Source organism: Streptosporangium sp. NPDC000239 (assembly GCF_040300765.1).
Lineage (GTDB): Bacteria > Actinomycetota > Actinomycetes > Streptosporangiales > Streptosporangiaceae > Streptosporangium.
In genome coordinates this window covers 441,121-455,061 of record NZ_JBEPEI010000003.1, presented here as the reverse complement: position 1 = coordinate 455,061, position 13,941 = coordinate 441,121, and the positions used below count along the sequence as shown (strand labels likewise).

Sequence of the window (13,941 nt, the reverse complement as noted above, 5' to 3'; positions counted from 1 at the left end):
CCTTTCACCGGTCACCGGCGGCGGGCGGCGGTTCGTCCGGCGGCCGTACGGCGAGGGCGGACATCTCCGACAGCGCGGGCAGCGCCTCGGCGATCGCCCGTCGCTGCCCGGCGTCCAGGTGCCGGGCCAGTTCGGCGAGCCTGGCGATCCGGTTCTCGCGGCGGCTGTGGACGATCTCGGCGCCCGCGGGGGTGATGTGCACGAGCACGGCCCGGCCGTCGGTCGGGTCGGGCCGCCGCCTGACCAGGCCGTCGCGTTCGAGACGGGTGACGAGCTGGGTGATCGCAGGTTGGGTGACCTGTTCGCTCTCCTTCAGCTCCGACAGGCGCAACGGCCCTCTGCCGGCCAGGGTGTGCAGCACCCCCAGCGTGGTGAAGCTCATCCGCTCAACGGAGGCGAGGCGGATGAAGACTCCCGTGAACCTCTCCACGGCGAGGGCGAGGGCCTCGACGTCGAGGCCGTCCGATGACTCGTGCGGCGACACGGCAGGACTGTATCACCGACTTATATAAGTTGCTTATCTATTTCGGGAGGGGGCGAACCCCCTCCCGAGGGAACCACGGGACTCAGCGGGCCAGCGCGGTGGCCAGCGGGGTCGCCGGATGCCCCGTCAGCCGCGGTACGGCGTCGCCGACCCCGGCCAGCTCACCCTTGGCGATGGCCGTGTAGGTCGAGACCCACGCGTCGACCTCCCAGTCGGGGGCGCCGTAGTGCGCCCTGGAACGGTAGGCCTCCTCGACGGTCTCCCGGTGGTAGGTGACGGGACGCCCGGTGACCTCGGTGATGATCGCGGCGGCCTCCTCAAGGGTGATCGCCTCGGGGCCGGTCAGGTCGTACGTCGCGCCCGCGTGTTCGCCGGGTGAGCCCAGGACCGCGACGGCGGCGTCGGTGATGTCGTCGAGGGCCACGACCGACACCCGCCCGTCCTCCGCGGGACCGCGCAGCACACCGTCCTGACCGGCCATCAGTGGCAGCAGGTCGGCGTACATGTTGTCCCGCAGGAACGTGAACGGCACCCCCGTGGCCCGGATGTGCTCCTCGGTCGCCCAGTGGTCGCGGGCGAGGGTGAACGTGGCGTCGGGGGCGGCCCCGTAGAAGGAGACGTACACCAGGTGGCCGACGCCCGCGGCGACCGCGGCGTCCACGAAGGCCCGGTGCTGGGCGACGCGGTCGGGGGCCTCGGAGGCCGAGACCATGAGCAGGGTCTCGATCCCGTCGAGGGCCTGGCGCGCGGCCTCCCCGTCGGCGAAGTCCGCCCGCGCGACCTGGGCCCCGTCCAGCCGGGGCGCGCGGGCGGGATCGCGGACGACGAGCCTCTGACTGGTCCCCGCGGCGGCGAGCCTGGCGGCGACACGCCCGCCGAGCCTGCCGGTTACTCCTGTGACAGCGATGGTGGTCATGCTTGAAAGGTACTGGCGCCCCTCACGGCCACCGGGCAGGCATGCCCCCGGACGACTCAGCGGAAAGCGACAAATCCCCGGCGGCATGCCCCATAAGACATTAGATCGCTCACCCGAATCACTTGACGGGTGGCCGTATACCGCTGTCAACTCCGGCCTTCCCGAGCCCGCCCTCCCCCGGGGACGTCCCGATCCTTCCGGGCCGCGGTGTCACACCGGTGGGCGCGAGGGTCATGGCCGATGAACTCAGAGGACCGCCCAGAAAAGGCCGCACCATCACGAAAAGCCACGAAATATCATTATTTTTCACGCCAATTGTGGCACTTTACTCGAACATTGATACGGGCTGCGTGTCGTTTACCAAGAAGAGCACCAGGGGAGTATTGAACTCGCGCCCGGAAGCATGTCGCGGCGTTTTTCCACCTTCGGACTATTTTTCATGGAGTGATGATGCGCCCTGGGAACAGACCCGCCCGCGCCCTGTCCGTCACCGCCCTGGGCGTCGCCCTCGCGGCGCTCGCGCCCCTGCCCGCCCTCGCCGTCTCCGCCCCTGTCTCCACCGCCACCCCCGCCACCGGGCCCGGCTCCGGCATGGGAGAACCGGTGGATCCCGGCGAGGTCGAGCCGGGCATCTCATGGACGAACACCCTGAAGCCCTCGGGCCTGGGCAGGCGCGGAACGCACTGATCCCACGTCCCGCACACCGGCTCCGCCCTCACAAAAGACCCCGTGAGGACCCCATGGAGACCCATGAGGGCCCACGACTCCACGAAGGCTCTCTTAGGGCCCTATGAGGGCCCGATGAGGATCCCGGAGACCGGCTCAGCCCAGGCGTGAGACGAGGACCCCGGCACGCGCGAGCTGCGCCTCGCGCGCCCTCCGCACCGCCCGGCCCAGCAGCGTACGGTTCCAGGCCTGCACCACGAGCCTGTCCTCGACCTCGGTCCCGCCGTCCCGGTCCCGCAGGGTGAACCGGTAGCCGAGTTTGACCCCGCCGGGACCCGCGGCCTCCCCCTCGACGGTCTCCGGAGTGCTCCTGAGCGTCACCTTCACCAGGCTCTCGTACCTGACGAGACCGAGCAGCCTGAGCCGCTCGACCGAGACGTAGCGCGTCTCCCCGTCCACCGTGCTGACGTCCCTGACCGCGACCACCAGCGGCGAGAGCCCCACGTAGCTCTGCGGCTGGCTCAGGTGCGCCCGGAGCGCCGCCGGGGTGTTACGCACATGGAAGGTGTTGTGCAGCGTGACTTTCGGCATGACATGTCCCCCAAATCATGATCTTTAGGGGGAGACAGTAGCCGGTTCCGACATGTACCACCGGGTGTGTTGCTCACCTCGGGTGAGGGAGTCGAGCCTGCGGGGCAGCTCGCTGCGGGAGAACGGGTCGGCCCCGGCGTTGCGGATGTGGATGCCCACGGCGTACATGTCCCGGATCTCCATGAGCGTCGAGTAGCCCGGCCAGGAGCGCAGGTCACTGCCGTAGGCGTCGGCGAAGGCGTCCACCTCGGCCGCGCTCAGCCCGAACCGGCGCTGACCGTGGTAGGTGTGCACCAGGTCCCACTCACGGGGTCCGACCGCGACGCCGTCCCAGTCGCACAGCACCACGTGACCGTCCGTGCAGCGCAGCAGGTTGTCGATCCAGGCGTCCCCGTGCAGCAGCACCGGCGAGCCGTCCATGTCCAGCCCCGCCCAGCGCTCGGAGAGCTCGGCGATGCGGTCGCGCAGCCAGGCCCGCTGGCAGGGGGTGAGCACCGCCGACCCGTCGACCGTCACCCGCAGCTCGGCCAGCGGATCGGCGAAGCGCTTCAACGCCACCGGGGGCACCGGCAGCAGGTGCAGGCTGCGCAGGATCTCTCCCAGCTCGGTGGTCGTCGGACGGCCGCTCGCGGGCACGTAGTGCCAGAAGGTCACGACGCCGCCCTCGTGGGTCACCGGCTGCTCGGAGATCTCGTCGGCGGGACGCACCGCGGGAAAGCCCTGCTGGGCGAGCCAGCGGGCGACCGCGAGCACCAGTGGAAGCCTGGTCCGCGCGTTCGGCGCGGTGGCGATCCTGACCACGATCCCGCCGCGCAGCTTGAAGACGGCGTTGCTTCGCACACGAAGGAGTTCGGCGTCCCGGTGATCGATCCCGAGATCCTCGCAGACCTCGCGCAGGACCCGGAACGCCCCCTCCGCGAGCGGGCCCATCAGCTCACCGGCAGGGCATCGACGACCAGGTCTGTCAGGCGGCGCACCGCCGCGGCTCTGCGCCTGCCCTCCGGCACCTCCGACAGCACCACCCTGGCGCGGCTGAGCACGATGGAGGTGCGGTGCTCCGGCGGCACCTGGAGCAGGGCCTTCTCCGCCAGGTGGCAGGCGTCGTCGGCCTTGCCCCCGCGGGCCATGTGCGCGGCCTGGTCGAGCAGGAGCAGCACCGGGTCGATGGTGTAGGCCCCGGAGGGACCCGGCGTCCAGTCGACCTCCTCCCCCAGCTCGATCAGCGTGCCGATCCGGTAGAACTGCAGGCGGCGTTCGGAGAAACGGAAGGCCAGGTGGTCGTGCCCCTCGGGAGGCATCCTGGCGAAGATCCGCTCCGCCTCGGCCAGCGCCGCCCTGGCGGCCTTGTGCTCGCCGAGCCTGGCCAGCGCCCGCGCCTCGGCCGCCGCCCCGAGGGCCGCCGGAGAGCTGGGCGCGTTCCCCGCGAGTGTCCTGGCCTCCCTGGCGAGCCGTACGGTCTCGGCGAGGTCCCCGTAGTAGTAGGGCAGCATCGCCTGCTGCGCCCTGACCAGGGCTCGCAGCCGCAGGTCGCCCATGTCGTCGGAGGCGGTGCGCGCCGTGCCGTACCAGGCGTGGGCCTGGCGGGTGTCGCCGAGCTTCATCAGCGCGTCCGCGGAGAGCAACGCCAGCATCACGGTCGCGCTCAGCAGGCGGCGCTGGGCCATCGCGGGCTGGCGGGCGGTGACGAGCGCGCGCACGTCGCACAGTTCGAGCATCAGCCGGTAGAGCATCGGCAGCGGGGCACTGGTGATGTACTCGCGGCGGTAGCGGAGCACCTGCTCGTCGAGCGCGTCGAGCTGGTCCTCGGTGACGGTGGCGCGGGCGAGGGTGCGGTCGAGCTCCTGGCGGGTCCGTTCGACCTCGGCCAGCAGCCGCCCGTTCATCACGAAGCGGGAGCCGAGCAGCGCGTGGTGGAACAGCGCCCGCCGTTCCATGTCGTTCCTGCCGTCAGCCGCGCCGTCGCCCTCGCGCCGTTCCTCGGCCCGGTACGGCTGGCGCCCCTCACCCCCGGAGAGCACGACGACCCTGGCCTCGCTCTCGTCGTCGCAGTAGTCACCCGCCAGGCCGAGCCGTACGGCGTTGGCCCGGTAGAGCCGCGCCAGCAGGTCGATGGTCTGCGGGCGGGGACGGGCGCGCTTGTTCTCCCAGGCGTTGAGGAGGTCGATGTTGGCCCGGGCCTCCCCCAGGTCCTGGCGCAGGCACATCTCCTCAAGTTCCTGTACGGCCTGCCTGGCCGACCACCCCCTGGCCAGCCGGTGGGCCTTCAGGAGGCTGACCCCGCAGCAACCGTGGATGGCCTGCGCCGTCTGCCAGGGCGTCCACTGCTCGGAACCGGCCTGCTCACGCCAGCGGCGCGCACACGCGGGAGAATGTTCACCTCGGGCCACGGCGCCCTCCCCGTCGCTGTTTACACAAGATTAACGAGAGCGAAGCACAGCGTAAGCATGCTCATGCATTGCTTTCCCTTTATTCGCGGTTTACGCACGGAACGGCGACAACTTTCCCAGGTATTCCACTGATCCGGCGCCGATCCGGCCCGAAGGCCGATTGCCTCACATGCCCCCGAACCGCACTCTGCACATTAAAGCCAACACCGTCCGCCAGGAGTGATCCACATGACGGCAAAGCGCGGCGAGGCCGTCGACCATCTGCGCCGGCTCGCCTCCCAGCTGGAGGCCCATTCCTTCCAGGTGCACCTGAGGTCGTCCCACGGACCTTATCCCCGCCTCCACGTGGTCAACCCGATGGCCCCCACCATGACGGAGGACGTCCTCGCCTCCCACGACGAGGACGGCGAATGGTGGTTCTGGCTCTCGTGGGCGGGGCGTATCGGTCAGGCCGAGGACGTCGCGACGGCTGCGGAGCGTGTGGCCAGTGTGCTCCATGTGATACGTCGATAGGTGATTCTTGGGCTCCACATGGGTAACACCCGATGATCAAGCCCAGAAAGGAGCGGGAACGTGAAAAGGATCCACCTCATCCAGCGCCCCCGGCCCCCACGTGAGCCGGTTCCGCTCGACCTGCGCACTCCCTCGGGCAGAGCCCTCCCTTTTTGACCCCTTTCAGTGCCATACATCCCCTTCTGACCGCCGCCCTCCGGCGGCCGCCCCGCGCCGCAGCGACGGGTCACGGCCGCGGAGCGCGTCGCCTCTCTCCCCTTAGGAGCCCCTTTCAAGGGAAATTTCTCCTTTTTTGAGTCCCCCTTTCAAGGTAACTTCAAGTACTTTGCAGGGGTCCCGGGCCATCCTTGCGGCCATGAGCAGCGTTCTCTTCACCGTCAGTGTCAGCGTGGTGGTCCCCGCCATGAACGAGGCCGCCAACCTGCCGCACGTCTTCGCGACGCTGCCGGAGTGGGTGGACGAGGTCATACTGGTCGACGGCAACTCGACCGACGACACGGTCGCCGTCGCCGAGAGGCTCCGTCCGGGGCTGCGTGTCGTGACGCAGACCGGCAGGGGCAAGGGCAACGCCCTCACCGAGGGGTTCGCCGCCGCGAAGGGCGACATCATCGTCATGATCGACGCCGATGGTTCGACGGACGGGCGGGAGATCGTCGCCTTCGTGACCGCCCTGACCGAGGGCGCCGACTTCGCCAAGGGCTCCCGCTACATCCCCGGCGGCGGCTCCGACGACATCAGCCGGACCCGCTCCCTGGGCAACCGCGTCCTCACGATGATCACCAACCGTCTCTACGGCACCCGCTACACCGACCTGTGTTACGGCTACAACGCCTTCTGGGCGCGTCATCTGGAGGTCCTGAACCTCGACTGCGACGGCTTCGAGATCGAGACGCTGATGAACGTGCGCGCCGCCAAGGCCGGGCTCGTGATCCGCGAGGTGCCCAGCCACGAGCGCAGCCGCATCCACGGCGTCAGCAACCTGCACGCCGTACGGGACGGCCTGCGCGTGCTCAGGACCATCCTGCGCGAGCGCCGCCGCACCGCCTCTCCCCGGCGCGAGCACGCCTCCGTCTGACCCGGGCGGCCAATATGTGCGTCTGGAACTCCGCAGGCGCAGGGATCCCGCACAGGCCGCCGTGCTGGAACGTCGGCTCACCGAACTGCTGCGGCAGTTCGGTGACCGCATCGCCCCGATCACCCCCGAGGTCGCCGAGGAGTGGGGGCGGCTGAACGCCGTGCGGCCGATTCCCACGGCGGACGGGTTGATCGCCGCGACGGCCAGGGTGAACGGCTGGACGCTGGTCACCCGCAACGTCAAGGACTTCGAGGGGACGGGGGTCTCGCTCGTCGATCCGTTCGACCTGCCGCCCGCCTGATCAGGCGAACTTCGTCTTCGGGCGTTCCTGCAGGACGCCGTCCACGTAGACGTCCACCTTCTCGTCGTAGAACGCGACGAGCCCGGCGACACGCCCGCTCTCCTCAAGCGGGGTCCGGTAGGACCAGGCCAGGTCGGGCCGGCCGTTGACGCTCCAGTACTCCGCCACCCCCTTGTACGGGCAGCGGGTCACGGTCTCGGTGGGAACGAGAAGGTCGAGCCGGACGTCGGTCTTCGGCAGGTAGTAACGCGGCGGCAGGCCCGTCTCGAACAGGATCCTGGGGTGGTGGGAGTCGGCGACGACGACGCCGTCCACCTCGACACGCACGTGCCGCGAGGACGGCAGGACGTCGACCCGGGTGTAGGGGTCGCGGGGATGGACGTAGACCTCCTCGTCCTCCTCGAACCAGGCGTCGGCCGCCTCCCACTCGAACCGCACGTGGTCGCGCAGTTCCTCGATGGGCGATTCCGGATAGGCGAGGGCCGCGTCGGCGACTCCCGCCACGTCGTACAGCACCGCCTCACCCCGGCTCGGCGAGTGCGCGCTCCCGCCGTTGGGCTCCAGCTCGACGGCGACGTCCCGCCGGGGGAAGTAGTAGGTCGGGTAGTAGGGCACCTCCCAGACCAGCAGTGCCCGGGTGGTGTCGGCGGCCACCCTGCCCCCGAAGAGGACCCGCACTCTCTTCGCGCTCCGCTCCACACGGACACGCCCACGTGTAACCGGTTCCATGCCACCGCCAACCCTGACCGTCTCGGGACTATTCCGGCACAGGTCTCGCACCGGTTTCCCCGCGTGGGATACACATGATCTTGTGCGCCGACTTCTCCTCCCCCTGGCCGCGCTGGCGCTCCTGCTGACGGGGTGCGGCGTGAACGACCCCGCACGGGCGGACTTCTGGGCGAAGGCCGGCACCCTGACCGAGACTCTGAAGGGCACCCGGTTCAAGGAGAGTGAGGATCTCGGCTTCCTCATCACCCGGCGGGAGGGTGTCGAGGTCCTGTCCGTCGCCGAGCGGACCCGGCGGGACCCGTTCCGTGCCGTGGTCAGGGTGACCGGCAAGGGAATGATCAAGGTCTGGGAGGGCAGGCGTGAGACGCTCCGTGCCGTTCCCGACGTCGTCGGCTGCTTCGAGGCCGTCGCCTCCGGCAACGCCTTTCCCGACTTCTTCGCGGACGTCTCCCTCAAGGAGGTCACATGCCCGGCCACCACTCCCCTCGGCTTCAGGGCCCACGCCAGGTTTCCTCCCCGGATGTATGAGCGGTTGCAGGAGACGCTCCCCGGCAGACCGGACCTGGCCAAGGTCCGGAAGGCCGTACAGCGGCTGGACCTGGACCCGCGGGTCGTCCGGGAGATCGCCGAGGGGGGGACGGAGAAGGGGAGGACGGTCGGAATCGCGCTCAGGGAGGGGCCCGACGGCGGCTGCATGTACGCGCGGGTCTGGCGGGGAGGGTCGAAGGTCTGGGCACCCTACCGGATCGTGCCCTACGGCGACGCCGGGGCCCAGACCTGCACGGCGACCGGAGCGATCAACGGCTACGCCGAGCGGGCGGCCCACTGAGAGCTCAGGCGCCCGCCTCCGTCCGGCCTCCCAGAGGGGCCCGGGGGCGTAGCGCGCCCGCGGTGGCGACGGTCGTCAGGACGATCACCGACAGCACGGCGAAGGTGACGGGAAGCGACGTCAGGTGGGCGACCCAGCCGGTCACCGCGGGGGCCAGCAGCCCCGACAGATAGGTGATCGCCGCCACCCCCGCGACGCCCTGGCTCGGCGCCGCGGTCGCCCTGCCTCCGGCGGCGAAGGTCAGCGGCACGATCACGGCTATTCCCAGGCCGAACAGCGCGAACCCGGCGACGCCCGGCAGCGGGTCGCGCGCCGCGACGATGACCGTCCCTCCGGCGACCGCGAGCAGGCCACCGGCCCGTACGGTGGCGACCGGCCCGAGGCGCTGGACGATCAGATCTCCCAGCAGCCTGGTCACGGCCATGGCCAGGGCGAAGGTCGCGTAGGCCGCGGCGGCCATGCCCGGCCCCGCCCCGGTGACGTCCGTGACGTAGACGGCCGACCAGTTCATGCTCGCCCCCTCGGCGAAGGTCGCGCAGAACCCGACCGCGCCGATCGCCAGGATGGCCCGCGAGGGTACGGCGAAGCGGGGCGGTGCCTGCTCGCCCGGCTCAGGGCGGACGTCCGGCAGGCCGCGGCTCGCCACGAAACCGACGACCAGCAGGACGAGCGCGACGGCGCCGTGGTGCAGGCGCGCGTCGATTCCGGCCTGGGCGGCGACGACCCCGATCCCGGCGCCGGCCAGGCTGCCCACACTCCACATGCCGTGCAGCCCCGACATGATCGAACGTCCCAGGCGCCGCTCGATGATCACCCCCTGGGCGTTCATGGTGACGTCGCACGTACCCGCCGCCGCGCCGTACGCCAGGAAGATCGCGCACAACCAGACGAACCCGGGGGCCTGGGAGGGGATCGCGAGGGCGACGCACCACAGGGCGAGCAGGATCCTCGTGGCGGCGCGCCCGCCGATGCGGTGGACGAGACGGCCGGCCATCGGCATCGCCACGAAAGCCCCCACCGCAGGACAGAACAGGGCGATCCCCAGTGCGGCGGGATCGAGACTCAGATGGTCTTGCAGCCACGGGACGCGGGTCGCCATGCTTCCCGCTACCGCCCCGTGGACGGCGAACACCGCCGCGACCGCGATGCGGGCGCGTTGATTGTCGTTGCGCATGGTGTGAGAAACTAACAGGCAGGCTTCCTGATTAAAAGGGGATAAATGAGGACCGCGACTCCGCAGATGGCCAGGGCGATCAACGACCGCCTCGCCCTGGACCTGCTGCTCGAACACGGAACGCTGACCGCCCCGCAGCTACGGGCGCTCACCGGGCTGTCCCGCCCGACCGTGTCCGACCTCATCGAACGCCTGCAGACCAACGGGCTCATCGAGGTCGTCGGCAAGAGCGGTGACGAACGCCGGGGGCCGAACGCCCGCCTGTACGGCATCGTGGCCGGCCGTGCCCACGTGGCCGGAGCCGACATACGGCGTGACACGGTCACCGTGACCGTCTCCGACATCACCGGAAGCCCGGTCGGCTCGGCGAGCCGCGAGATCGGCCCCGGGAACGGAGCCCTGATCGCCTCGCCCACCTACCCCCAGCACGCCAGGGCGGCCACCCCCCTGGCCGGGGTCGTCGCCGACGCCGTCGCCGAGGCGGCCGGTTCCCGGAGCCTGCACGCCGTCGTCCTCGGCGTGCCGGGGATGGTCGACCCGCACAGCGGCGAACTGGCCGTGGACAACGGCGTGCCCGGCTGGCAGCCGCACCTGCTCCAGACGTTGCGCCGCAGGATCGACGCGCGGATCGACCTGGAGAACGACGTCAACCTCGCCGCCGTCGCCGAGCACCGCGCCGGTTCCGCGCAGGGACGCGAGGACTTCGTGCTGCTCTGGCTCGACGACGCCGTGGGCGCGGCGGTCACCCTCGGCGGGAGGCTGCGCAGGGGCGCCTCGGGTGGCGCGGGTGAGATCACGCCGCTCGGCTTCCCCGAGGGTTCCTTCTGCGACCTGCTGGACGCCAGGGCCGCCGCCGGGCTCGACCAGGACACCCTGGCCGCCAGGATCGCCCGGATGGCCTTCACCGCGGTCGCCGTCCTCGACCCGGGACTCGTGGTCCTCGGCGGGGAGACGGGCCGCTCCGGCGGTGAGGAACTGGCCGCGCGGGTCGGCGAGCACCTCGACACGCTCTCGCCGGTCCCCACCCAGGTCCGCGCGGGCACCGTCGAGGGCAACGCGATCCTCAACGGCGCCCTGTTCACGGCACTGTCCATCGCCCAGCGGGACGTCTTCGGCGACGCCCCGGGCGACCCCCCGATGTGACGACCGCCCTCCGGTCAGGGCCCGGTACGGCGACGGCGGAGGGAACGGAGGGAGACATGGGCGATGAGCCCGGCACCGGCCGCGGTCAGCAGGAACAACAGCGTCGGCCGCCACGACCAGGCGGGACCGGTCAACGCGAGGTGCTCGACGGGGTACTCGTTGTACTTCGCGGTCGCGCGGGCGGTGGCCACGTCGGTGTGGACGGCCAGGTCGCGCAGTACCGGGTCGAAGCCGGACTCGGCGGCGGCGCGCCCCGCGTGCGGCAGTTCGACGGCCAGCCCACGCCCGGCGACCAGACGGGTGAGCGCGGGATCGACCTGCCCTGCCGCGCCGACCCCGGGGACGACCAGCCGGGAGAGGGCCGGCGCCGTACCGTCCGCCGGTTCGGCCACCAGGGTCACGCCGTGCCGGGTGGTGACCGTCGGGGTGCCCGCGAGCGCGACCGCGTGGGCCGCGAAGGAGCCTCCCGCGTAGACCTCGAACGCCGCGGCGACGTCGATCTCACCGGCCCCCGGGTTCAGCCCGATGCCGACGACCGGCCGGAACCAGGGGAAGGCCGCGTTGAGCGCGTAGGGCAGGTCCGCCAGAGCCGGCTCGTCGGCCGGGATCACGGTCGAGGCGCCGGGCGACCAGCCGGGATAACCGACCTCGGCGCCGACACGCCGGGCCTCGGCCTCCCCCGCCAGCAGTTCGACCAGCCGCAACGCGCCGACGACGCCGGAGGTCACACCCGCGGTCGTGGTGACCGGGCCGTCCTCGACGTAACGTCTGCCCTGAACCCAGCGGGTGTCCGGATAGTCACTCCGGAGAGCGCCGATGACCCCCCAGTGCGAGGTCGCGGCGCGTCCCCTGAGCAGGCCACCGGCCGCGACCAGCCGGGAGCCCGCGCAGACGCCCAGGATCCGGGCGCCCGCGGCGGCCCGACGGGCGATCCAGGCGCGCAGCGGCGCCTCGGCCTCGCCCTCGGGGTCGACCACGGCCGGAACCACGACCACGTCGGGCACCGCGTCCCCGGTCTCCGCCTCCTCAAGCGTGCGGTCGGGCAGCAGGCGCAGGCCGCCGGACAACGGGACCGGCTCCCTGCGCGCGCCCACCGTGTGGACGAGGAACCGATCGGAGCGGGCGAAGACCTCGTACGGCCCGAGCACGTCGGTGGTCACCGAACCGCTCGTCCCGACCACGACCGCGACCTTGATCCGTCCCCGCGGCGCCTCTCCCGCCGGAGGCTTCCCGGGTACGGCTCGCGGGGCCCCCGGGTAGCTGTCCCGCATGGAGACCACGACCCCGGCCGCGCATGTTCCACCAACGAGAACACCCCAGATGGCGATGAAAAGGACTATCCGTACGAGCAGTCTGGCGCGTTGAGGCATGCGGAAGCTCCTGAGGTGTGAGGGGTCCCGGCCCGATCGGGAACCGGGAACGAGAAGAACGAGAACGCCGCGTGACGGCGGAAGGACGGGGAACGAGAAGAACCGGGACGGTCAGCCGGTTTCCCGCCGGAACTCCGAGGGCGGCCCGCCGTACCTGGCCTTGAACAGGCGGCGGAAGTGCCGTCCCTCGCGGAAGCCACACCGGACGGCCACGGCGTCGACCGGCAGGCTGGTCTCGCGCAGCAGGGACATGGCGCGTTCGAGCCGCAGCCGCTGCCGGTACTCCAGCGGGGTGATCCCGGTCGCCGCGGTGAAGGCCCGGCTGAGCCCCCGGGGGGACAGGTTCGCCACCTCGGCCAGTTCGGCCAGGGTGTGCGCGGCGTCGATGCTCCCCGCGAGATGGTCCTGCACCCGGTGGACGGCGGAGTCCAGGTGCGACCGGTGCCTCAGGAACTGGCTGATCTGCTCCCCCGCGCCGTCTCTGCGCAGATAGACCACCAGTTCACGGGCGACGGCCGTGGTCAGGGCCGGGCCGTGGTCCCGCTCGACCAGCGAGAGCGCCAGATCGACCCCTGCCGAGACGCCCGCGCTGGTGCTGACCGGGCCGTCGTGGACGTAGAGCACCGCCTCCTGCACCCTCGCCGCCGGGTATCTGGCGCGCATCGCCTCGACCAGCGACCAGTGCGTGGTGCAGCGGCGCCCGTCCAGCAGGCCCGCCTCGCCCAGCGCCACCGCGCCGGTGCAGACCGACGCCAGCCGCGCCCCCGTGGCGGCCGCCGCACGCAGCCAGCCGACCACGGTCTCCGAGACGTACGGCTCGCGGTGCTCACGCAGCCTGGGGCCCGGGACCAGCACCAGATCACCGGCCGCGACCTGCGGCAGGGCGCCGAGCCCCGCGAGGCTCACCCCCTGGGCGGTCGCCACCCGCTCGGCGTCGGCGACGTGCTCGATCCGGTATCCCGCGCCGAGAAACGCGGCGGTGTCGAACACCTGCACCGGACCCGCCAGGTCGAGCAGGTTCACCTCGGGCAGCACCAGCACCACGACCCTGCCGGTACTTCCGGTCCCCTCATCAGCCACGACGCCGACGCTACCGGCCGTCACCCCGGCCCCGGCAGGGCCGTACGGGCCTCGCACCGGACGGATCAGGACACCGTGAACCTCCGGTCAGGCCGCCTCAAGGGCGTCGGCGACGGAGGGGAAGACCTCGAAGACCTGGGTCAGGCCCGCCAGGTTGAGCCTGCGGGCCAGGTTTCCCTGGACACCGGTGAGGATGAGCCGTACTCCCGCGAGCTGGCCCTGGTGACGGGCCTGGAGCAGTTCACCGATGCCGGAGGAGTCGCAGAACGTCAGAGCCGACAGGTCGAGGATGAGGGTCGGCGACTGCAGGAGCTCCCACGCCCTGCCGAGCTCCGCACGCAGCAACGGCGTGTGGTAGTGGTCCAGCTCCCCGCTCACCCGCACCACGAGCGTCGTACCGTGCAGCCCGGACGTGGCGCTGAAACTCGGCTCCGGCTCTTTTCCCGCGAACATCATCAACCTTCTGTACCGAACCTCTCCCAGCCGTGTAACTGTCTCACACGGAACGGGTCCCTCCGTGAGCCCGGCGGCCATGCCGCCGGACGCACCCCCCTGTTGCCCCACCGTCCCGTCTGACGTGCCTCGTCCCCGGCCCAGGCGGCGGAGAACGCGTCCTCGCTCGCCCTGTCAGGGTGCCCAGGGCTGACAGGTCTATTCAGGATCGGCACCGTCCGGAGGGCACT

Annotated in this window: 16 protein-coding genes; 6 read left to right on the top strand and 10 right to left on the bottom strand. The window is 71.2% G+C overall.

What is annotated here, in order from left to right:
* Nucleotides 1–4: 4 nt before the first annotated feature.
* Both ABT340_RS11220 and ABT340_RS11215 read right to left on the bottom strand, forming a co-directional pair.
* On the bottom strand, nt 5–484 hold the full coding sequence (locus ABT340_RS11220) for a MarR family winged helix-turn-helix transcriptional regulator (protein WP_352010563.1): 480 nt from the start codon (nt 482–484) through the stop codon (nt 5–7).
* A gap of 82 nt (nt 485–566) precedes the next feature.
* On the bottom strand, nt 567–1,400 hold the full coding sequence (locus ABT340_RS11215; protein WP_352010562.1) for an SDR family oxidoreductase: 834 nt from the start codon (nt 1,398–1,400) through the stop codon (nt 567–569).
* Nucleotides 1,401–1,847: 447 nt separating this feature from the next.
* Here ABT340_RS11215 and ABT340_RS11210 point away from each other — a divergent pair, with 447 nt between their 5' ends.
* Nucleotides 1,848–2,087 (top strand): hypothetical protein, encoded by a 240-nt coding sequence (locus ABT340_RS11210; RefSeq protein ID WP_352010561.1) that lies wholly within the window; start codon nt 1,848–1,850, stop codon nt 2,085–2,087.
* Nucleotides 2,088–2,222: 135 nt separating this feature from the next.
* Here ABT340_RS11210 and ABT340_RS11205 read toward each other — a convergent pair whose 3' ends face one another.
* From ABT340_RS11205 to ABT340_RS11195, 3 genes are read right to left on the bottom strand one after another with little or no spacing between them, the layout of a single operon-like run.
* A complete protein-coding gene (locus tag ABT340_RS11205) occupies nt 2,223–2,657 on the bottom strand; it encodes an SRPBCC family protein (RefSeq protein ID WP_352010560.1) in 435 nt (144 codons plus the stop codon).
* A gap of 24 nt (nt 2,658–2,681) precedes the next feature.
* Nucleotides 2,682–3,587: a phosphotransferase enzyme family protein gene (locus ABT340_RS11200; RefSeq protein ID WP_352010559.1), complete on the bottom strand. Its 906-nt coding sequence runs from the start codon at nt 3,585–3,587 to the stop codon at nt 2,682–2,684.
* Entirely contained in the window at nt 3,587–5,044 is a 1,458-nt protein-coding gene (locus ABT340_RS11195) for an NsdA family TPR-like regulatory protein (protein WP_352010558.1), read from the bottom strand. The genes ABT340_RS11200 and ABT340_RS11195 overlap by 1 nt, the downstream gene beginning before the upstream one ends.
* 228 nt (nt 5,045–5,272) lie before the next feature.
* Between ABT340_RS11195 and ABT340_RS11190 the strand changes: the two genes are divergently transcribed.
* The 3 genes from ABT340_RS11190 to ABT340_RS11180 all read left to right on the top strand — a co-directional run bounded on the left by ABT340_RS11190 (nt 5,273) and on the right by ABT340_RS11180 (nt 6,933).
* A complete protein-coding gene (locus tag ABT340_RS11190; RefSeq protein ID WP_352010557.1) occupies nt 5,273–5,557 on the top strand; it encodes a hypothetical protein in 285 nt (94 codons plus the stop codon).
* A 355-nt stretch (nt 5,558–5,912) separates the two neighbouring features.
* Nucleotides 5,913–6,632 carry a glycosyltransferase family 2 protein gene (locus tag ABT340_RS11185; protein WP_352010556.1) on the top strand — a complete coding sequence of 240 codons (720 nt, stop codon included), beginning with the start codon at nt 5,913–5,915 and terminating at the stop codon, nt 6,630–6,632.
* A 16-nt stretch (nt 6,633–6,648) separates the two neighbouring features.
* Nucleotides 6,649–6,933 (top strand): PIN domain-containing protein, encoded by a 285-nt coding sequence (locus ABT340_RS11180; RefSeq protein ID WP_352010555.1) that lies wholly within the window; start codon nt 6,649–6,651, stop codon nt 6,931–6,933.
* Here ABT340_RS11180 and ABT340_RS11175 read toward each other — a convergent pair whose 3' ends face one another.
* Nucleotides 6,934–7,662, bottom strand: coding sequence for a DUF427 domain-containing protein (locus ABT340_RS11175; RefSeq protein WP_362773642.1), 729 nt, complete (start codon nt 7,660–7,662; stop codon nt 6,934–6,936). It lies immediately after the preceding gene.
* 82 nt (nt 7,663–7,744) lie between these two features.
* On the opposite strand from ABT340_RS11175, the gene ABT340_RS11170 reads away from it, so the two are divergent.
* A complete protein-coding gene (locus tag ABT340_RS11170) occupies nt 7,745–8,491 on the top strand; it encodes a hypothetical protein (protein WP_352010553.1) in 747 nt (248 codons plus the stop codon).
* A 4-nt stretch (nt 8,492–8,495) separates the two neighbouring features.
* On the opposite strand, the gene ABT340_RS11165 is transcribed toward ABT340_RS11170, so the two are convergent.
* Nucleotides 8,496–9,665, bottom strand: coding sequence for an MFS transporter (locus ABT340_RS11165; protein ID WP_352010552.1), 1,170 nt, complete (start codon nt 9,663–9,665; stop codon nt 8,496–8,498).
* Between the two features lie 45 nt (nt 9,666–9,710).
* Here ABT340_RS11165 and ABT340_RS11160 point away from each other — a divergent pair, with 45 nt between their 5' ends.
* Complete coding sequence (locus tag ABT340_RS11160) at nt 9,711–10,808, top strand: ROK family transcriptional regulator (RefSeq protein WP_352010551.1); 1,098 nt, start codon at nt 9,711–9,713, stop codon at nt 10,806–10,808.
* Nucleotides 10,809–10,822: 14 nt separating this feature from the next.
* Here the strand turns inward: ABT340_RS11160 and ABT340_RS11155 are convergent, their stop codons facing one another.
* From ABT340_RS11155 to ABT340_RS11145, 3 genes are all read right to left on the bottom strand, one after another.
* Nucleotides 10,823–12,178, bottom strand: a complete 1,356-nt coding sequence (locus ABT340_RS11155) for a DJ-1/PfpI family protein (RefSeq protein WP_352010550.1) — start codon at nt 12,176–12,178, stop codon at nt 10,823–10,825.
* A 111-nt stretch (nt 12,179–12,289) separates the two neighbouring features.
* Nucleotides 12,290–13,258: a GlxA family transcriptional regulator gene (locus ABT340_RS11150; protein WP_352010549.1), complete on the bottom strand. Its 969-nt coding sequence runs from the start codon at nt 13,256–13,258 to the stop codon at nt 12,290–12,292.
* 87 nt (nt 13,259–13,345) lie between these two features.
* Nucleotides 13,346–13,714, bottom strand: coding sequence for an STAS domain-containing protein (locus ABT340_RS11145; RefSeq protein ID WP_352010548.1), 369 nt, complete (start codon nt 13,712–13,714; stop codon nt 13,346–13,348).
* Between the last annotated feature and the right edge of the window lie 227 nt (nt 13,715–13,941).